The organism is Pseudomonas sp. P105, assembly GCF_032614175.1.
GTDB lineage: Bacteria > Pseudomonadota > Gammaproteobacteria > Pseudomonadales > Pseudomonadaceae > Aquipseudomonas > Aquipseudomonas rhizophila.
In genome coordinates this window covers 772501-792790 of record NZ_CP126693.1, presented here as the reverse complement: position 1 = coordinate 792790, position 20290 = coordinate 772501, and the positions used below count along the sequence as shown (strand labels likewise).

Here is a 20290-nt window from a genome sequence, read left to right as displayed (position 1 = left end):
CAGGGGACACGGTTGAACGGTCACCCAATGGAAAGATTGAAAATGATGGCGGCAGAGTACCGATGAGCTTGCGGCGGAGTAAGCACTGCAACGGCAAAACTGATTTGACCTATACGCACGAATAGGTAGCCAATTCTTGCCGTAGCATTCGCATACTTTTATTCAGGAGCCTCTCCGATGAGCGAATTGCACGGTTTCATCCTGCACGCCAAGACCCGTCCGGAAAAAGCCGAAGCCTTCGAAACGCTGTTTCGTGCCTACGTGGAACCGAGCCGTGCCGAACCCGGTTGCATCGAATATCACATGCTGCGAGACCGGCAAGACCCGACCCTGTTTATCTTCTATGAAATCTGGCAATCCCAGGCTCATCTGGACGTGCATTCGAACCTGCCGCACATGAAGCAGTTTTTTGAGCAGCGCATGGAATACCTGGAGCGCGATTTCGAGATCCGCCGCGTCGACATGCTCAGCCCGTCCTCGGCTAGCCGCTGATCAGCAAATGGCCGCCGAGCACAGCGAGGCCAATGAAAAACACCCGCCTGAACAGCACGGCGCTGATGCGCTGACGCAGCCATTGCCCCAGCCACATCCCCAACAGCGCTGGCGCCAGGGCCAGCACCGAAGCACTTAATTCGCCACCGCCCAAGGCGCCGCGCCACAGCAGGCCGGCCGCCAGGGCCAGTGTCGAAACCGTGAATGACAACCCCAACGCCTGCACCAGTTCGTCCTTGCTCAAGCCCAACGCTTGCAGGTACGGCACCGCCGGGATGACGAACACACCCGTCGCACAAGTGATGAGGCCAGTGAGCAGACCGCACAACGGCGCTGCCCACGGCTCAACACTGGCAGCGACCCGCAATGTCGGCAGCAACAGCCCGCTCAGCGCGTACAGCAATAACGCGCCACCCAATGCTCGCACCGCCCAAGGTCCCCCCACCGTATCGAACCACAACGTGCCCAGAGCGGTGCCGATGCAAATCGCCAGCAACAGTGGCCACAAGCGCCTGATCAGGGTTTGCAGATGACCGCCAAAGGTCAGTTGCCAGATATTGGTCAGCGTGGCCGGGATGACGAGCAACGCCGCAGCCTGTGTCGGAGCCATAGCCAGGCCGAGCAGGCCCATGGAAATGGTCGGCAGGCCGAGGCCGATCACACCCTTGATGGTGCCGGCCAGCAGGAAAGTGCCTATGACCAGCAAAGAAAGGGCAGAGCCAAGATTTTGATAGAAAGCCATGAGTGTGTTCATGGGGCTATCGTGGGCCCTGGCGGTCGGGTTTTGAATCTGCCATATACTGAGATAGCCTCTGGCCGAGCAAGAGGCTGAAGAATTTGCTGAGGCTGTAGACGCCATCGCGAGCAGGCTCGCTCCCACCTTGGATCCTGCATTGTTCTCGTGGGAGCGAGCCTGCTCGCGATGACAATGTTCCAGACACCCCAGAACCCGGCACAGGATCACATCCCCCATGCACTTCGACCTCACCGACCTGCGCCTCTACCTGCACATCCTCGACACCGGCAACATCACTGCCGGCGCTGCCCGCAGCCATCTGTCCCTGGCAGCGGCCAGTGCCCGGGTCCGGGCCATGGAGGCCTCCCTGGGGATTGAATTGCTCGAACGCGGGCGGCGCGGTGTAACACCCACATCGGCCGGCCAGGCACTGGCGCAACATGCCCGGGTGTTGCTGCAACATGCCGAACACCTGCAACAGGACCTCGGCGAATACGCCCGCGGCGTCAAAGGCCGGGTGCGGTTGTTGTGCAACACCAGCGCCATGACCGAATACCTGCCGGAATTGCTGGCCGACTTTCTCAAGGCCCATTCCAACCTCGACATCGATCTGCAGGAATTGCCCAGTTCACGGATCACCCATGCGCTGCGTCAGGGTGCGGCGGACCTGGGTATCATCTCCGACGCGGTGGACATCGCCGGCCTTGAAACCCGGCCCTTCCGCGATGATCCGCTGGTATTGATCCTGCCCTCGGAACATCCCCTGGCTGACGGTCGTCCGCTGAACTTCAATGAGACCCTCGGCCATGATTATGTAGGCCTGAACGCTTCCAGTGCGCTGGCGATTTACCTCGAAGAACAGGCGCTGCACACCGGACGACGCATGCACATTCGCATTCGCGCCGACGGTTTTGATGGCGTGATTCGCATGGTCGCTCATGGTGCGGGCATTGCCATCGTGCCAAAGGCCGCGATCGCGCGGCGCCCGCCCGAACCTTCCTGGCAATGGGTCTCGCTGCAAGAGGCCTGGGCTCAACGCTCACTGCGGCTGTGCGCCCGCCGCTTCGACAACTTGCCCGCCTACGCCAAAGCCCTTGCCACGCACCTGACCGCTCGCTGATGCGCGCTTCTGGATAGGCCGGTGTCGAGCACAGGCATCTGCCCGATCATGCCGCGCGTTAGGGTGCCTGCTCTGTTCTGTCCCTTTCGGAGTTCACATGACCGCCCCCATCACCGTCCTGCGCGATACCCATCCGCTGCCCGTACTCGATGCCTGCAAATGGGAAAAACTCGAAGGCGATCCGCACACCGTCAACCTCAACGCCTACACCAGCGAAGACGGCAGCAAGATCATGGGCACCTGGATCTGTACACCGGGCAAGTGGCGCGTCGACTATGTGAAGTGGGAGTACTGCCATTTCCAGGAAGGCTACTGCATCATCACCCCCGATGGCATGGAGCCGATCCATCTGCGGGCCGGTGACATCTTCGTCATCGAGCCTGGCATGAAAGGCACGTGGGAAGTGGTCGAGACCGTGCGTAAATACTTCGTCTTCGCCTGAAACAAAAAACCGAGAGACCACCCGACATGGTCTCTCGGAAAACAGCTTTCCAAATTGCACAGGCTCTGTGGCGTCGATGCCCCAGCTCTTATTGCGGCTTGCGATAGCTGTTAACAATCGCCGAAAAATCCTTGCCGCCCTCGCCCCGCTGACTCATCGCCTGGTACAACTGCTGCGCAACCGCGCCTAGCACCACCGGCTGATGAACCTGCCGCGCCGCTTCGGTAGCCAGGCCCAGGTCCTTAAGCATCAGCTCGGCACCAAAGCCCCCGGTGTAGCCACGGGACGCCGGTGCTGTTTCGATCACGCCAGGCCACGGGTTGTAGGTGTCCGAACTCCAGCAACGGCCTGTTGAGCTGTTGATGATCCCGGCCAGTACCTGCGTATCGATCCCCAGGGCATCGCCCAGGGCCATGGCTTCGCTGACGCCTACCATGGAAATCCCCAACAGCAGGTTGTTGCAGATCTTGGCGATCTGCCCGGTGCCGACGTCGCCACAATGCACGATATTACGGCCCATCTGCGCCAGCACCGGTTGCAGGGTGGCGAACAATTCAGCAGTGGCACCCACCATGAAGGTCAACGTGCCGGCCGCTGCGCCACCGGTGCCGCCGGAGACTGGCGCGTCGGCCATTGCTACGCCTTGTTTGGCGGCTGCGGCGGCAACATCGCGAGCGGTCTGCGGGTCGATGGTGCTGCAATCCACCGCGGGCGTACCGGCGGCGATGCCGGCCAGTACACCGTCTTCACCCAGCCAGACACTGCGTACATGAGCAGCAGCCGGCAACATGGTGATCACCAGGGCCACGCCCTGGGCCGCATCGCGAGGTGAGGCGCTGATGGTGCCGCCCAATGTGGCCAGTTCAGCCAGCACCGTCTGGTTCAGGTCGAACAGGTTCAGCGAGTGGCCGGCCTTGAGCAGATTGCGCGCCATGGGGGCGCCCATGTTGCCCAGACCGATAAATGCGATCTTCATGTCCGGCTCCTTAACGCAGATTGATGGTGGTGTTCACACCGTCATTGACGCTGTCATCATCGAACCAGCGTGCGGTAACGGTCTTGGTCTGAGTGTAGAACTGCACCACTTGTTTGCCGTAGGGGCCCAAGTCACCGAGTTTCGAACCACGGGAGCCGGTGAAGCTGAAAAACGGCACAGGTACCGGAATCGGGATGTTGATCCCCACCTGGCCGACGTCGATTTCGCTCTGGAATTTACGCGCCGCCGCCCCGCTTTGCGTGAACAGGCCGGTGCCGTTGCCAAACGGGTTGGCATTGACCAGGGCGATTGCCTGATCAAGGGTGTCGACTTCCAGCACCACCAACACCGGGCCGAAGATTTCTTCGGTGTAAATACGCATCCTGGTAGTCACGCCGGAAAACAGGGTCGGGCCGACGAAGTTGCCTTGCTCGAAACCCGGCACGCTGATGTCACGGCCATCAAGTTCCAGCTTGGCCCCTTCCTGTACGCCACTCTCGATCAATTCAAGAATCCGCGCCTTGGCCCGCTTGGAAATGACCGGGCCGACATCCGTGCCCGGCTCACTGCCGGCGTTGACCTTGAGCTTCTGCGCCAGGGCCTTGAGCTCGGGCAGCCATTGCTTGGCCGCGCCCACCATGACCACCACCGAAGTGGCCATGCAACGCTGGCCCGCCGCCCCGAAACCGGCGCCGACCAAAGCATTGAGGGTCTGTTCGCGATTGGCATCAGGCAACACCACCGCATGGTTCTTGGCGCCCATCATCGACTGCACGCGCTTGCCATGCCGACCCGCCAGGTCATACACGTGGGTGCCGACCGCCGTTGAGCCGACAAAGGAAACCGCCTTGATGTCCTTGTGGGTGCAGAGGGCATCCACCACATCCTTGCCGCCATGCACCACGTTGAGCACGCCCGCCGGCACGCCAGCCTCGATGGCCAGCTCCACCAGCAGCATGGTCGACAGCGGGTCCTGCTCCGACGGTTTGAGCACGAAGGTGTTACCGCAGGCGATGGCCATCGGGAACATCCACAGCGGAATCATCGCCGGGAAATTGAACGGGGTAATGCCCGCACACACACCAATCGGTTGGCGCAACGTGTAGGTATCGACGCCGCCGGCAACGTTCTCGGCAAACTCGCCCATTTGCAGGGTGCCGATGGAACAGGCGTGTTCGACCACTTCCAGGCCACGGAAAATATCGCCCTCGGCATCAGCGATAGTCTTGCCCTGCTCGGCGCTCAGTACGGCGGCGATGCGTTTGGAGTGCTCGCGAATCAGCGCCTGGAGCTTGAGCATGATGCGCATCCGCGCACCGATGGGGGTCAGCTTCCAGGTCTGGAAAGCACGCTGGGCGGCGGCAATGGCGGCATCGACTTCCGACGCCGTGGCGAACGGGACTTTCGCCAGTACCTGCTGGGTGGCCGGGTTGACGATATCGTGCCATTCGCTGGACTGGGATTCAACCCACTCGCCGTCGATCAACAATTTTACGGTTTGCAGGGCAGTGTCGCTGGGCGTAAGGGAAACGTTCATGCTGGCCTCCGGGACTTGTTCTTATAGAGAGCGCTGGTTCAGCACAGATCAAGGTGCATAGACAGACACCTTGGTGATGAGACGGTTTTTGGAGTATAGATGTGCAAACTTCTAATAAGAACGCACATAAAAACCGGTCCATCATGCAAAAAAACATCACCTCCCTGGGGTCGCTGAATTGGGACGACCTCAAGTTTTTCCTCGAAGTGGCCCGCACCCGCAAGGCCAGCACGGCGGCCAAGCGCCTGGCCGTCGACTACACCACGGTGTCGCGACGCATCAGCTCGCTGGAAACGTCATTGGGGACGCTGCTGTTCGAAAAATCCCGGACCAACGGTTTTGTCCTGACCGCCGAAGGCCAGCGTCTGCTGGGTTACGCCGAATCGATCGAAAGCACCCTGCACATGGCCTGCGAACAGGTGTCAGGCTCTGGGGTGGCGTTGTCCGGCCACGTGCGCATGGGCTGTACCGAGGGCTTCGGCAGCTTCTTCATCACGCCGCAACTGAGTCATTTCGTCGATGCCTACCCGGCCATTTCCGTGGACATCCTGCCGCTGCCGCACTTCATCAGCCTTTCCAAGCGCGAAGCCGACATCGTCATCGCCCTCGAACGCCCCGAACATGGCCCGTATGTGTGCTGCAAACTGTGCGACTACCGACTGCAGCTCTACGCCACCCAGCCATACCTGGACAGCCATCCTCCCATCCACCGACCGGCGGACCTGAGCAAGCATTCGTTCATCAGCTACGTGGATGATCTGGCGTTCAGTTCCGAGCTGCTCTACTTGGCGAATGTATTGCCAGGCGCCCATGCTCACCTGCGCAGCACCAGCGTGATTGCGCAGTTCGTGGCAGCGCAGCAAGGACGATCATTGGCGATCCTGCCGTGCTTCCTCGCCGCCCAGGATCCGCGCCTGCTGCCGGTGCTGCCGGAGGAAATCACCGTCACCCGGCAGTTCTGGATGTACTGCCGGGAGGATTTGAGGAAGCTCAAACGCATCACGCTGTTGTGGGATTACATCCGCGAAGTGACTGAGCAGAATCAGCCATTGTTGATGGGCGAGAGCCGAGAGATGGTATTCGCCGACTAGTCGGCGATGACCACGATGGCGACGCGACGGTTTTCGGTGCGCCCCTCGACCGTGTCGTTGGAGGCGACTGGCCTGCTACTGCCCAGCCCCCGTGTTTGAACGTTTTCTTCGCGCATGCCCACGCCAATCAATACCTTGCTCACGCTGCTGGCCCGACGTATCGACAGTTGTTCGTTATAGGTTTGCGAGCCTGATGCGTCGGTATGACCATCGATCCGCACCCGCTCGATTCCGGCCCCCAGCAGAGCCTTGCCGATTCGCTCGACAATCTCGGTACTGGCCGGGTTGAGGGTTTCCACATCGCTGCCAAACAGTACTTTGCCGGACAGGCCGAAAGCCCATCCCTCATCGGTCAATTCGAACCCTTGTTGTTTGAGCACGGCGACTTGCGCCGGGGTAAGACCTTTTTGGGGTGTCGTCTGGCAGCCGGACAGGGCCAGAACGGTGATGAACAAAAGCGCGGCGAAGCGCTGCAGGGAGAGTTGAGGATATAGGCGCACGAGTCAGCTCCTGGCTTGAAGATCAGCAACCGGGTGCTCCGACCCAGCCGTGTGTTGACCGCCTCTGGCGAGGCGCTTGGCCTGATACATCGCCGCATCGGCGGCGTTGAGCAAGGCACCTGGTGTCGCGCCATGATCAGGATAAACGGCGATGCCGACACTCAGAGAGGTCAGCACCGAGGCATTGCCGGGCAATTGAATGGGCATTTCCATGCTGGCGATGATTTTCTCGGCAATCCGTTCGGCATCCTCGGTCCGGTGCAAGGGTGCAAGCAGCACGGCAAATTCGTCACCGCCCAGGCGCGCCACCAGGTCACCTTCACGCAACTGTGCCCGGACCCGTGTCGCCACCGCCGTCAGCACCGCATCACCGGCAGCATGGCCGAAGTTATCGTTGATACCCTTGAACCGGTCACTGTCCAGATAGAGCACGGCGACCTGCTCGTCGAGTTTGTTGGCATTGCGCAGTGCACGGATCAGCCGGCCTTCGAAAAATGCCCGATTCGGCAATCCGGTCAGGCTGTCATGACTGGCCTGGTGAGCCAGGGTTTCGTTCTCGCTTTGCAGGTGGGTTTGCCAGGACTCCAGCTCATCAAGCAGCGCGTTGAAGTCATTGCCCAGGTTATCCAGTTCGGCGATAGCGGCCGGCGGTACGCGTCGGTCGAGGGCGCGTTCGCTGCGCGCGGCATGGGCCACCTCGGCGAGGCTGCGCAGCGGCCCGGTGATTGCGCGTAACTGGCGCCGCGCCAGATACAACGCCACCCAGGCGCTCACCGCCGTGCACAAGACAATTCCCGCCAGGCCGCTGAGCAAAAACCGCAAAAGACTGCCGCCATGCCCCGACAGTAGAACTGCGCCTATATTCTGTCCCTGATGGATAATTGGCAGGCTGATGGGCTTTTCCAGGAAGGTTTTGGCGATGTGCCTTTCCAATTCCGACAACAAGCCGGTTTCCGGTCGCTGCCAGCGAGCCAGCAGACGCCCATGCTCGTTGAACACCTCGGCATCGGCGACCTCTTCGGTGGAGGCAATCACAGCCAGCGCCTCGGTCGCCGCAACTGAGTCATCGAACACCACGGCCGCTTCAACGGTATAGCTGATCGAGCGGGCGATCAGGTGCAGGTTGTGATCGGCATAGACTCGCAGCGCAAGTACACCGAGCAACGTCAGGGAGACACTGGCCATGGTGATCGCCACCAACGCGACAATCAGGTGACCGCGACCAATGACCGAGCCCAGTGTGGGACGGATCCGTGCCGTGGGCAGATTCATGGGGCTGCTGGCCTGCGACGTGAAAGCTGCAAAACGCTGGGGTGAATGCGCACGCCACTGCGCGCCACCGAATCCAGGTTGACCTCGAACGAGACCTGTTCGTCAGCGACCCGCAGACAGAACAGGCTGCCGACGGTGCACTGATCGCCGCCTTCACTGATGCTCAACACAGGTTTACCGATCAAGGACGCGAACAGCCGGGTGCGCTCGTCATGGGTCAATCTGCCGATGTAGATCGCGTTGCAATCAGTGGCAATACTGGGGTGGTCGGCCAGCACCCGCTGCACAGTCACAGGCCGGCCAGTGGCCTGAGTCGTACCCTTGACCAAATCGTCTGTGTATTGAGTCGGCCCGACAATGCACAGCTGCAATTGCGCTGGTTCCACGGGCCAGCGGGCGTAGCTGAGAATTCCCAACACAACCTGGGTGACGGATTCGGCCCGCTGTTCAGCCCGGGTCGTGGTGGCCTGATCCTGGGCGACAACCACAGGCGCCAGTGAGCACAGCAGGCCGGCAAGCAAATATTGCCTCCAGCCCTTGCGGCGCACTGTCTCCTGAACAGCCACACTCATGGAAAGTCTCTTGGTCGATGCAATAAGTGCCGGAAAGATAGCACAGTGCCAAAAAGCCAGCGAGGCAGCGTCCTACGGCGCTTACGACACAAGCGTGCAGAACAGCCGCCCTGGACACTGAATCGCGAAAGTCGATCGCTCAGACAGCTCCTTCCAGCGCCAGCATCAACCCGCTCAAGCGCTTGACCTTGCGCTGAACCGCCTCTTCAAAGACGCCCGCTCGCGGCTCTATCAGACTGAACCAGTGCTTGCCCCGAGTAATGGCGGTGTACACCAATTCTTTCGTCAGCACCGGGTTCAGCGCATCCGGAAGAATCAAAGCCGTATGGGCGAACTCCGAACCTTGGGATTTGTGCACCGTCATGGCAAAGACAGTTTCTACATCGTTCAGGCGACTGGGCAGTACAAAACGCACACCGCCCTGGCCATCGTTACGAGGGAACGCCACCCGCAGAACCTGCTTGCCGGCGTCCGGCCCATCACGCTCGGGCAGCTTGAGCGCGATACCGATATCGCCATTCATCAGGCCCAACCCGTAGTCGTTGCGGGTCATCAGAACCGGACGCCCTTCGTACCATTGATGATCGCTGTCGATAAGCTGGGCCTTGAGCAATGCGGCGGTGATGCGCTGGTTCAACCCCGCGACGCCCCACGGGCCTTTGCGTACGGCACAAAGCAGCTGGAACTCGTCGAAAGCCGACAGCACTTCCCGAGCCCAATCGGTCCAGCAGCTGTCCTCAAGCGGTCGGGAAATGGCCGGGCGGCGCTGACGCAACAGGCTCAAGTAATGCCGATAACCCTTCGGCCCTTCTGCCTTGCCGTCGAGTAACAAGCGCTCCAGCGCCCCATCGTGTTCGCCCCTCAGCGCCAGGGAAAACAGGTCGCTGAACTTGCCTTCGAGCAGCAGTTGACGGGCCTGTTCCGGTTGCTGCTGGTTGACCCGACGCGCCAGTTGACCGATCCCACTGCCCTCACCAAAGCGCCGCGAATGCCTGAGCATGACCACTTGCTGGGCCAAGGCATGAGTGCCATCGAGGTCTTGCCGCAGATCACTGGCCGCCAGGTTTTCACCGCTGACCGACTCCAGCCAGGCCAGGGTCCGGGGGCTGTACCAACCCTCCTCGGCGTCCCGACACAGGTCCCCCAGTACCGCACCGGCCTCAACAGAAGCCAGTTGGTCCTTATCACCCAGTAATACCAGTCGCGCATGAGTCGGCAGCGCATCCAGCAGATTGGCCATCATTTCCAGATCGATCATGGAAGCTTCATCGATCACCAACACATCCAGTGGCAAGCGATTGCCCCCATGATGGCGAAAATGTCGGGTACCAGGCCGACTGCCCAACAAACGATGGACCGTGGTGACATCACAGGGAATACGCTCGCGCACGGCGTCAACCACATCGAGGGTGCGGACCTGCTGGCTGATGGACTCGGTCAGACGCGCCGCCGCCTTGCCTGTGGGCGCGGCCAGGCGGATCCGCAGCGGTTTGCCTGCCTCGACAGCGGGCGCCTGAAGCAAGGCGAGCAAGCGCACAACCGTGGTGGTCTTGCCGGTACCCGGGCCGCCAGTGATGATACTGAAGGCTCCACGGGTCGCCAGCGCACAGGCCAGTTTTTGCCAATCGATCGGGCCAGCGGCGTTGGCCGGCCCGAACAACCCGTTCAAACGCTCGCGAAGATCATCAGGTGCCGCTTCATGTTCGGCAAGCCGTTGTCGCAACGCCTCATCGATCCGCCGCTCATAAGCCCAATAACGACGCAGATAAAGCCGCTTACCTGATAACACCAAAGGGCGCTGCCGCGCTTCTTCATGCTCATCGACGGCCAAGGCCACCAGAGCACTGGAAGCCAGGACCTTGCACCAGTGAGCCCCATCGAGGGTCCGTAGTATTTGCGAGGGCAACAACTCTACCCCCGTTTGCGAGTCGCCTTCAGGCGGCAGTGACAGGGCGAAATCCGGCTCCTTGAGCGTTTCGAACAGATCCAGGCAGACATGCCCGTGACCCAACTGATGGCTGGTGAGCGCCGCAGCAAGCAGCACCAACGGATCATCTTCAGGCGCGAGCTCATGGAGGAAGGCGACGAATGCCTTGTCCAGGGCGCGCAACCATCCTCGTTCGACCCAGCGGGTGAGCAACAGCAGCAAGTCATCCGCGCGGCTCAGCGGAGCCAGATCCATCAGGCTCTCGTCATCAGACGATTTGGGTAACAGATCGGCAAAAGAACGTTTCATAGCAGCTCCCCCTGTTCCCATGCCGGTTCAGCCTTTGGCTCGCAAACCCCTTGGAACATGCGGTCCAGTTGCTCGATCAGCGCCCGTGGAGGCTTGGTGAAGTAAACGCCCTGACTGGCTGAGCGGGTACCGCGCAGGAACAGATACAACGCGCCACCGACATGCCGGTCGTAGTCATAGCCGGGCAGGCGCGCCTTGAGCTGACGGTGCAGGGCCAACAGGTACAACACGTATTGCAGGTCGTAGCGATTGTCGAGGATCGACTGTTCCATGGCCTGCTCGGTGTAGGCCATGTCATCGACACCCAGCCAGTTGGACTTGTAATCGGCCACGTAATACCGGCCCTCGTGCTCGAACGTCAAATCGATGAAGCCCTTGAACATCCCGTTGAGCAACACCGGCTCAGCGGCCACGCGAGCGACACCGCCATGGGTGAATTGGCAAACCAGTTGGTCGAGCTTGAGCACATCGACCTTGTGGCTGGCAAACCAGAACTCCATCTCGACCTGAAACCGGGACAGGTTCTCGAGCACCACCGGCGCCTGGTCACCACCTATGTGCATAGGCAGTTTGATCAGGTGTTGCAGCCAGTCACCCAGGGTAGCGATCCAGCCTTTCCAACCTCGACGATTGCAGCGCCGGGCTATGGCATCCTCGATGGCGGTTGGCGTAGCTTCAAATCCTTCGCCAGCGGCCCACTCCAGCAGGCCATGAAGGAATGTGCCGGGACCAGGGCCGCGAGGGAAGCGGTGAATATCACCACCCACGGCAACAATTTCCCTTGGGGCATCGGGGTCAAGCCGCTCATCGTCGAACAGCTTCTGAGCCTGCGGGTTCTCCGGCGCATCATTGCTGCCCGCACTCAGGCTTTCCCCGATACGCAAGGCGCTGTAGGAGGCGATCCACCAGTTTTCGCTGGCTTTGCGTAGGGGAATCAAAGGCTCAAGCAATACCGCTTCGTTGCGAGGCGGCCGGTAATGCTCGTCGGTGGCCTGGGGCATCTCCTGATAGCTGACCACTGCGCTGCCTTGTTGCAGGTCCTCCAGCCAGCGCCTCAACTCCACCGATTCGACTAACGGCACACCACCGCCCAACAGATAGCCCAATGCGGACAAGTGCAGGATCGAGCTGTTGTTACTGCCCCGCTTGAGATCAGCCACACCCAACCAGCAAGCGTGTTGTGCGCGGGTCAGGGCCACGTAGAGAAGCCGCAGATCCTCGGCCAGACGCTCGTCATCGGCCTTGGCGATCAACTCGGCGGTAGGCTTGAGGCTGATCTGTGCCTTGCAGGCTTCATCGTGGTAATGCAAAGGCAACCGACTGCCATCCACCGGTTTCGTCGAACAGATGAAGGGCAAAAACACCAGTGGATATTCAAGTCCCTTGGACTTGTGAATCGTGACCACCTTGACCAGTTGCTCATCGCTTTCCAGGCGCAGGATCTGTTCTTCGCCAGCCTGCCCGGACAGCGCCAGGTGCTCGGACAGATGCCGAATCAAAGCTTGCTCGCCATCCAGCTCACCGGCGGCCTGTTGCAACAGCTCGCAAAGATGCAGCAAATTGGTCAGTACCCGCTCGCCGTCGCTGCGCGTCATCAAGGCCTGGGGCAGCTCGAAATCATGTAGCAGGCGACGCAGCATGGGCAATACGCCCTGGGTACGCCAGACCGTACGATAGCCTCGGAACTGCATGACCCGACGCTCCCAGGCCAGCTCATCCTGATTGAGACGTTCCAGCTCCGTCAGCGCAAGATTCAGCGTGATGCTGGCCAGTGCTGCCCGCAGTGGCCGCTCGACATCCGGCTCGGCGCAGGCCCTGAGCCAGATCAGCAGGTCCCGCGCTTCCTGTGAAGCGAAGACCGAGTCTTTGTCGGACAGATAGACACTGCGCACTCCCCGCGCGGACAGCTCGTCGCGCACGGCCTGAGCTTCTTTGCCGTCACGCACCAGGATGGCGATATCCGCCGGGCGTAATCCCTGGAGCGTCTTTTCATCGACCGTAAAGCCATCGCGCCCCGATTGGCCGCCATTGAGCAACGCCGTGATCTCACTGGCACAAGCCGCCGCCATGTGCTTCCGATACACCGCCCCGGAAAGCGGCTGATCAGAAGACAGGTGCCAGATATTCATTGCGGCAACGGGTAGCCCGTTGACTTGCAAGGACTCCTTGCGCCCTTGGGACTCAACGGGCTGGAACGGCACCGGGTTCTTGCCCGACGGTTCACGAAACAGAAAAGCACCGCGCCCTTCAGGGCGAGATTCGGCATTCTGGAAAATATGGTTCACCGCACTGACCATGGCGTGGCTGGAACGGAAGTTTGTTCCCAGCGTATGCAGCCTGCCGGCGGTGGCTTCGCGGGCGCGCAGGTAGGTATAGATGTCAGCGCCGCGAAAAGCGTAAATGGCCTGCTTCGGGTCACCGATCAGGAACAGCCCAGTGTCGGGGTTGCTTTCTGCGATGTGGTAGATGCTTTCGAAGATGCGATATTGAATCGGGTCGGTGTCCTGGAACTCATCGATCAGCGCCACCGGAAACTGTTCGCGGATCAAGCTCGCCAGACGCGCTCCACCTTCGGCTCGAAGGGCTGCGTCCAGACGCAGCAGCATATCGTCGAAGCCCATCTCCGCGCGGCGCCGTTTCTCCGCCTCGAAACGTGCCCCCACCCATTGCGCGGCATGTTGCAGCACCGCGGCATCGGGGGTGGGCAAGGCTTCCAGGCTGGCCTTGAGACCGGACATGGCGTCCAGCCCGGGATGACTGGGCACTTCGCCTTTCCAGGCCTCGGCCATGCCCTCGGGGGTCAGGCGTGTGAATCCGCTGCCGATGTCCAACAGTTCAAGGCTTTCGTCCTCCACCCAGGCATTGATTTTCTGGAACCACGGTTCGAAGTACCGGGCCTGCATCTTGCGCCCGTCGACGCTTTTGTTGGCGACGCCTTGCTGGCAGATCTCCAGCAACTCCACGGCCCATTGCCGCCACGGCGCCTTGAGATCGAGCAAGGCGGCACTGCGCTCCTGAAGCGATGCGACGATCAGTTCGGCCGGTTCAAGCCCCTCAGCAGCATCGCGTTCGCTAGAAAACAGGCCTCTGACTCGCGGCAGCAGCGCAGCGGGCCCGCCCCAATGTGTCCGCACCCAATTCAGCGCCTCACCTTGCATCGAGTAGCAGAACAGCCGCCAATAGTCGCGAAGCACTTCGCCAAGCAAGTCGCTGTGATCGGTTTCCAGGGTCTGGGTAAACAGGCTACCGCTGTCAAAAGCATGTTCACGCAGCATGCGCTGACACCAGCTATGGATGGTCGACACTGCTGCTTCATCCATCCATTGCGCAGCGATGTCCAACCGGTTCGCACAGCCAGGCCACTGCGTTGCATCGAACTCATCCCGCAACTCGGCGATCAGCGAATCCGGGGCGGCAATTTCATCACGAAAGAAGCGCGCCGCCTGGGCCAGACGCATGCGGATACGTTCACGCAATTCCTTGGTGGCAGCGTCCGTAAAGGTCACCACCAGGATCTGCGGAGGAAGCAGTTCGCGACCAAAGCCGGTAGCCGGGCCGCCATGCCCCAGTACCAGACGCAGGTACAACGCCGAAATGGTAAAGGTCTTGCCGGTACCGGCGCTGGCCTCGATCAATTGACTGCCACGTAGCGGGAAGGCCAGGGCGAGTGGAGGCTGGCGAGTCATGAGCTTACCTCCTCGCCGGCCAATGAACGCCATGGCGCTTCGAGCAGTGGCCGGTAAAGAGCATCGCACCAGTCGGAGAATGTCTCGTCGGCCGTCAAGGCATCGAAGTCAGCAAACTGCCGGGCCAACGCCGGACTTTCCCGTCGCTCACCTTCAGAGTTCTGCCCGTCGCCTTCGTAGGCTTTTCGAGCAGCCGCATCGGCTTTGGCTGGATCGCTCTGGCCGAGCCAGGCGAAGGCGGTCTTCACGGCGACGGGAAGCGGCTGACGCATACCCGCCTGCCAGGCTTGCAATAGATCGCCGAGCAACCGTCGTGCCACGGGCTCTTCAAAAGGAGCCAGCAGCAAGCTGTCATCACTGGCCACCAGTGCCGTCGTCATCGAAAAGCCGTTAGCGCACGCAACAAGATGATTGACCCAAGGACGAATCAGACGATGCCATTTACGGGTCTTGGGGGAGCCAATACCGTTGGGTATGGCGCTGATGGTGAGAACCGCTCCATCAGCACGCTGGTGCAGGCCACTCAGCCAGCCCTCGACGCTCACGCCATGCAATTGCAAGCTGACAGGCAAGGCACTGGTCAACGGTGTGGGCCATAACGCCAGAAGCTGCTGGTAACGCTGGAGCAAATCAGGCAAGGGCTCGATCAATTCACGTTGCATGCATTCACCGAAGCCGGCCATCGGTAACAGGCCGCTGTTCTGCAGTCTTTTGGCATGAGTGGCCAGTGCCAGATCCGGTTGATCGAGGTGAACCAGGGCGGCCTCCAGCAAGCTGTCGCTCAGGCTGTAGCGTTGCAGCGCATCGAGAACGAAGGGTTCGTCATCTGCCAAAGGGGCCTCGATGGCCTCGAAGAATATTTTGAGTCGTTGACTGAAGAAGTGCCGGACGGGATTGCGCAGAAAGTCCTGCAGTTGCCCAAGGCCCAAGGGCTCTTCCTGAACATAGGGTTCCAGCACCTGGCTTTGGGCGGCGTGTTCGTGGGCACCGTGGAGCATTCGCCATTCACTGGCGTAACTGAACAATGCACTGCCTTGATGAAAATAACGAGCACTGAACGGTTGCAGCGGATGTTCCTGGGTCAACGCCTCAAGAAGGTCCCCGCGGTCATCCGCCAACCGCCAACCGCTGGCGAGATGATCCCGCAGTTGGCCGACCAATACTGAAGCAGGACGGTCGCTGTTGTCGCGGATGCTGCGTCCGACCCAACTGATATAGAGCTTTTCCCGGGCTGAAAGCAGCGCCTCCAATAACAGATATCGATCATCTTCGCGTCGGGAACGATCCCCGGGGCGATAGTCGCTGCCCATGAGATCAAAATCCAGGGGCGGTTGTGCTCGCGGGTAATCACCGTCGTTCATACCCAGCAGACACACCAGTTTGAAAGGAATCGCGCGCATCGGCATCAGGGTGCAGAAGTTGACCGCTCCGGCCAGGAAACGCTGGGACAGTCGGCCCTGATCCAACCCTGCCAACCAGGCCTCACGGACAACAGTCAGGGGCAACTCATCCTGCAGGGCAACCGACTCACAGGTCTCCAGCCAGGTTTCACGCAAGTCTTCGAGTTGGGCCAGCAGATAGTCGTCATGTTCGTTGCTCGCCTGGAAAAACAGTTGCATCAGATCATGCAGGCGCGAGCCCCATTCTTGCGGTGATGCGGGCCGGGTGAGTTCCTGATGAGCGACTTGCAAAGCATCCAGCAACGCAACCAGAGGACCGATCAACGCCGCATCCAGGCCACCAATTTCATCATAGGGTTCGATGCCGTCATAAGCGCCCGCGCTGCCGACGGCATACCCCAGCAGCATGCGCCGAAGACCGAAACGCCAGCTGTTCTGCTCAAGCTCCGCGGGTAATCCCAGTCCGGCACGATGTTCGGCACTCATGCCCCAGCGGATACCGGCACCCTCGATCCAGCGGTGCAGCGTAGGCAAGTCAGCTTCATCGATACCGAACCGCTCACGCAACGCCGGAACATCGAGCAGATCGAGGATTTCGCTGACCGGAAAGCGGCTATCCGGCAGCTTGAGCAAGTGTTCGACAGCGATCAATAACGGATCACGTCCACGCTGGCCCTGATCAGTGAGGGTGAAAGGAATGAAACGGGGATCAGTTCTTTCAAGCTGACCGAACACAGCGCGTATATGCGGTGCGTAGCTGTCGATGTCCGGGACCATGACAATGATATCCCGGGGGCGCAGGCTCGGATCCGCACTAAAGCGGGCCAGCAGCTGATCGTGGAGGATTTCAACCTCGCGCTGAGCACTGTGGGCTACATGGAAACGGATAGACCCGTCCTGCTCCGTATCCACCGCTGGCCAGTGTTCCCGGGTTTCGTTCAGGGGGCGCAGCTCGAGAATGTCATCCTGCAGTTGGCCGAGAAGGGTCGTGGGATTCCCCTCGCTGAACAGGTCGATCCGTCCATCGCGAAATACCGAGCGATAACTGTTGGGATCGTCGTAGCTGTCGAGCAGGTTGATATAGTCACGCCCCTGCTTGCCCCACGCAGCCAATAATGGATGAGCATGCTGGTGCAAGGTCTGCGGGTCGAGGACAACGGGCATTCCGGCCTTGCGGGCCTGGCGTTTGTATTGGTGGCGTAGCAGGTCCTTGTCGGCGACGATGTCCGCCCAATGGTGGCGACATGGGTTATGAACGCACAGCAGAACCTGGCTAAACCGTGACAGACCGGCAAGTGCTTCAAGGACTTGGGCCGGCAGAGAAGAAATGCCGAACACTATCACCCGCGCGGGCAGGTTCCTGGGAGCCACTTCCAAACTGTTGATACGCTCGATGTACCGTTGATGAACCCCAGCACGGCTTTGGGCCATGCCTTGCTCCCCTACATCCATCAAAAGGGCCCGCCACAGTTCGGCCTGCCAACAGTTTTCTGGCGCGAGCGGCTTGATTTCGCCCCGGACATTTCTTGTCTGGTGCCGACCTTCCGCCCAGTCCTCCAGCCAATCCGCCCGGTACACCTGATATTGGTCAAACAGATCGGCAAGACGCTCGGACAACTGATAACGCTTGCGCAAGTCGGTATCGTGGGTAAGGAAACGCCGCAGGGGCTCGAAATGGGGCTGCTCGATCAACTGTGGCAGAAGGCGCATCAGCCGCCATGTAAGTGGAGCCTTATCAAGCAACGACTTGGCCGGAATTTCGTCACGTCCCAGGACCGTTCGATAGAGTTGCCACATGAAACTGCCGGGCAACTGCACATCAATGGCGGCGGCGATACCGCAGCCACCGGTATCGTCATCTTCCGGATCCTCAGCCAATGCCAGCTTCAACCATTGGGCGATGCCATTGCTTTGAACCAGCGCGATTTCATTTTCAAGAGGCCCCAGCGGGTAGCGCCGCATCAAGCTGATCACCAGGCTGCGCAACTCATCCAGGCGATTCCCGTGGACCACCATGAAAGCAGGGCTTAAGGACGTCGCGTCCGGCATAAAGGCATCCTTGAAAATGCAAAAGCTAGGGCCGAACCTTAGCACTGTCGGGGGGCTGTGACAGCCGGGAGGTGTCCGTGCTTGTCGTAAGAACTTTCCTGCGGGCAAAACAAAACCCCTACCTGCATCAGCAGATAGGGGTTTCGGAATTTAATCTTGACGATGACCTACTCTCACATGGGGAAACCCCACACTACCATCGGCGATGCATCGTTTCACTACTGAGTTCGGGATGGGATCAGGTGGTTCCAATGCTCTATGGTCGTCAAGAAATTCGGTAGCCAGCGCGTGCCTTGCGGTCACGTTCCAGCGAATGGGTATGCGATAGGTTTGTGTGTTGTGCGAACTTTCGGTTCATAGCGTCTTCACACACCGCAATCTGGTGCCCTGTATCGGGTCAGCAAATTGCTTGGGTGTTATATGGTCAAGCCTCACGGGCAATTAGTATGGGTTAGCTCAACGCCTCACAGCGCTTACACACCCCACCTATCAACGTCGTAGTCTTCGACGGCCCTTCAGGGGACTCAAGGTCCCAGTGAGATCTCATCTTGAGGCAAGTTTCCCGCTTAGATGCTTTCAGCGGTTATCTTTTCCGAACATAGCTACCCGGCAATGCCACTGGCGTGACAACCGGAACACCAGAGGTTCGTCCACTCCGGTCCTCTCGTACTAGGAGCAGCCCCTCTCAAATCTCAAACGTCCACGGCAGATAGGGACCGAACTGTCTCACGACGTTCTAAACCCAGCTCGCGTACCACTTTAAATGGCGAACAGCCATACCCTTGGGACCGGCTTCAGCCCCAGGATGTGATGAGCCGACATCGAGGTGCCAAACACCGCCGTCGATATGAACTCTTGGGCGGTATCAGCCTGTTATCCCCGGAGTACCTTTTATCCGTTGAGCGATGGCCCTTCCATACAGAACCACCGGATCACTAAGACCTACTTTCGTACCTGCTCGACGTGTCTGTCTCGCAGTCAAGCGCGCTTTTGCCTTTATACTCTACGACCGATTTCCGACCGGTCTGAGCGCACCTTCGTACTCCTCCGTTACTCTTTAGGAGGAGACCGCCCCAGTCAAACTACCCACCATACACTGTCCTCGATCCGGATAACGGACCTGAGTTAGAACCTCAAAGTTGCCAGGGTGGTATTTCAAGGATGGCTCCACGCGAACTGGCGTCCACGCTTCAAAGCCTCCCACCTATCCTACACAAGCAAATTCAAAGTCCAGTGCAAAGCTATAGTAAAGGTTCACGGGGTCTTTCCGTCTAGCCGCGGATACACTGCATCTTCACAGCGATTTCAATTTCACTGAGTCTCGGGTGGAGACAGCGCCGCCATCGTTACGCCATTCGTGCAGGTCGGAACTTACCCGACAAGGAATTTCGCTACCTTAGGACCGTTATAGTTACGGCCGCCGTTTACCGGGGCTTCGATCAAGAGCTTCGCGTTAGCTAACCCCATCAATTAACCTTCCGGCACCGGGCAGGCGTCACACCCTATACGTCCACTTTCGTGTTTGCAGAGTGCTGTGTTTTTAATAAACAGTCGCAGCGGCCTGGTATCTTCGACCGGCGTGGGCTTACGCAGCAAGTGCTTCACCCTCACCGGCGCACCTTCTCCCGAAGTTACGGTGCCATTTTGCCTAGTTCCTTCACCCGAGTTCTCTCAAGCGCCTTGGTATTCTCTACCCAACCACCTGTGTCGGTTTGGGGTACGGTTCCTGGTTACCTGAAGCTTAGAAGCTTTTCTTGGAAGCATGGCATCAACCACTTCGTCACCCAAAGGGTAACTCGTCATCAGCTCTCGGCCTTAAGATCCCGGATTTACCTAAGATCTCAGCCTACCACCTTAAACTTGGACAACCAACGCCAAGCTGGCCTAGCCTTCTCCGTCCCTCCATCGCAATAACCAGAAGTACAGGAATATTAACCTGTTTTCCATCGACTACGCTTTTCAGCCTCGCCTTAGGGACCGACTAACCCTGCGTCGATTAACGTTGCGCAGGAAACCTTGGTCTTTCGGCGTGGGTGTTTTTCACACCCATTGTCGTTACTCATGTCAGCATTCGCACTTCTGATACCTCCAGCAAGCTTCTCAACTCACCTTCACAGGCTTACAGAACGCTCCTCTACCGCATCACCTAAGTGATACCCGTAGCTTCGGTGTATGGTTTGA

The 20290-nt window shown here is 59.6% G+C and carries 13 protein-coding genes and 2 rRNA genes (1 of these 15 cut by a window edge); 4 read left to right on the top strand and 11 right to left on the bottom strand.

Translation table 11 applies throughout. The features are described from left to right. Positions 1-177 precede the first annotated feature (177 nt). Positions 178-492, top strand: coding sequence for a putative quinol monooxygenase (locus QOM08_RS03375; protein WP_047229530.1), 315 nt, complete (start codon positions 178-180; stop codon positions 490-492). Here the strand turns inward: QOM08_RS03375 and QOM08_RS03370 are convergent. After that, on the bottom strand, positions 482-1246 hold the full coding sequence (locus QOM08_RS03370) for a sulfite exporter TauE/SafE family protein (RefSeq protein WP_316912562.1): 765 nt from the start codon (positions 1244-1246) through the stop codon (positions 482-484). The two genes, QOM08_RS03375 and QOM08_RS03370, sit on opposite strands and share 11 nt — an antisense overlap. 217 nt (positions 1247-1463) lie before the next feature. Between QOM08_RS03370 and QOM08_RS03365 the strand changes: the two genes are divergently transcribed. Both QOM08_RS03365 and QOM08_RS03360 read left to right on the top strand, forming a co-directional pair. After that, positions 1464-2348, top strand: a complete 885-nt coding sequence (locus QOM08_RS03365) for a LysR substrate-binding domain-containing protein (RefSeq protein WP_047229528.1) — start codon at positions 1464-1466, stop codon at positions 2346-2348. A gap of 97 nt (positions 2349-2445) precedes the next feature. Further along, positions 2446-2790: a cupin domain-containing protein gene (locus tag QOM08_RS03360; protein WP_047229527.1), complete on the top strand. Its 345-nt coding sequence runs from the start codon at positions 2446-2448 to the stop codon at positions 2788-2790. 88 nt (positions 2791-2878) lie between these two features. On the opposite strand, the gene mmsB is transcribed toward QOM08_RS03360, so the two are convergent. Both mmsB and QOM08_RS03350 read right to left on the bottom strand, forming a co-directional pair. Beyond that, positions 2879-3766: a 3-hydroxyisobutyrate dehydrogenase gene (gene mmsB, locus QOM08_RS03355; RefSeq protein WP_139051222.1), complete on the bottom strand. Its 888-nt coding sequence runs from the start codon at positions 3764-3766 to the stop codon at positions 2879-2881. 10 nt (positions 3767-3776) lie between these two features. Further along, positions 3777-5303, bottom strand: coding sequence for a CoA-acylating methylmalonate-semialdehyde dehydrogenase (locus QOM08_RS03350; protein WP_047229525.1), 1527 nt, complete (start codon positions 5301-5303; stop codon positions 3777-3779). A 143-nt stretch (positions 5304-5446) separates the two neighbouring features. Between QOM08_RS03350 and QOM08_RS03345 the strand changes: the two genes are divergently transcribed. Beyond that, positions 5447-6394 (top strand): LysR family transcriptional regulator, encoded by a 948-nt coding sequence (locus QOM08_RS03345; protein WP_107322983.1) that lies wholly within the window; start codon positions 5447-5449, stop codon positions 6392-6394. On the opposite strand, the gene QOM08_RS03340 is transcribed toward QOM08_RS03345, so the two are convergent. The 8 genes from QOM08_RS03340 to QOM08_RS03305 all read right to left on the bottom strand — a co-directional run. Next, positions 6391-6894: an OmpA family protein gene (locus tag QOM08_RS03340; RefSeq protein WP_316912561.1), complete on the bottom strand. Its 504-nt coding sequence runs from the start codon at positions 6892-6894 to the stop codon at positions 6391-6393. The genes QOM08_RS03345 and QOM08_RS03340 overlap by 4 nt on opposite strands. Before the next feature lie 3 nt (positions 6895-6897). After that, positions 6898-8166, bottom strand: a complete 1269-nt coding sequence (locus tag QOM08_RS03335) for a diguanylate cyclase domain-containing protein (RefSeq protein WP_107322985.1) — start codon at positions 8164-8166, stop codon at positions 6898-6900. Further along, entirely contained in the window at positions 8163-8738 is a 576-nt protein-coding gene (locus QOM08_RS03330) for a YfiR family protein (RefSeq protein WP_173407416.1), read from the bottom strand. Before QOM08_RS03330 ends, QOM08_RS03335 begins: the two co-directional genes overlap by 4 nt. A 139-nt stretch (positions 8739-8877) precedes the next feature. After that, on the bottom strand, positions 8878-10974 hold the full coding sequence (recD, locus tag QOM08_RS03325; RefSeq protein WP_173407417.1) for an exodeoxyribonuclease V subunit alpha: 2097 nt from the start codon (positions 10972-10974) through the stop codon (positions 8878-8880). After that, positions 10971-14660, bottom strand: a complete 3690-nt coding sequence (gene recB / locus QOM08_RS03320) for an exodeoxyribonuclease V subunit beta (RefSeq protein ID WP_316912560.1) — start codon at positions 14658-14660, stop codon at positions 10971-10973. The genes recD and recB overlap by 4 nt, the downstream gene beginning before the upstream one ends. After that, positions 14657-18109: an exodeoxyribonuclease V subunit gamma gene (gene recC / locus QOM08_RS03315; protein WP_047229518.1), complete on the bottom strand. Its 3453-nt coding sequence runs from the start codon at positions 18107-18109 to the stop codon at positions 14657-14659. Before recC ends, recB begins: the two co-directional genes overlap by 4 nt. Before the next feature lie 154 nt (positions 18110-18263). Continuing rightward, positions 18264-18379, bottom strand: a 5S ribosomal RNA gene (gene rrf / locus QOM08_RS03310). 150 nt (positions 18380-18529) lie between these two features. After that, positions 18530-20290, bottom strand: a 23S ribosomal RNA gene (locus tag QOM08_RS03305); it runs 1131 nt beyond the window's last position.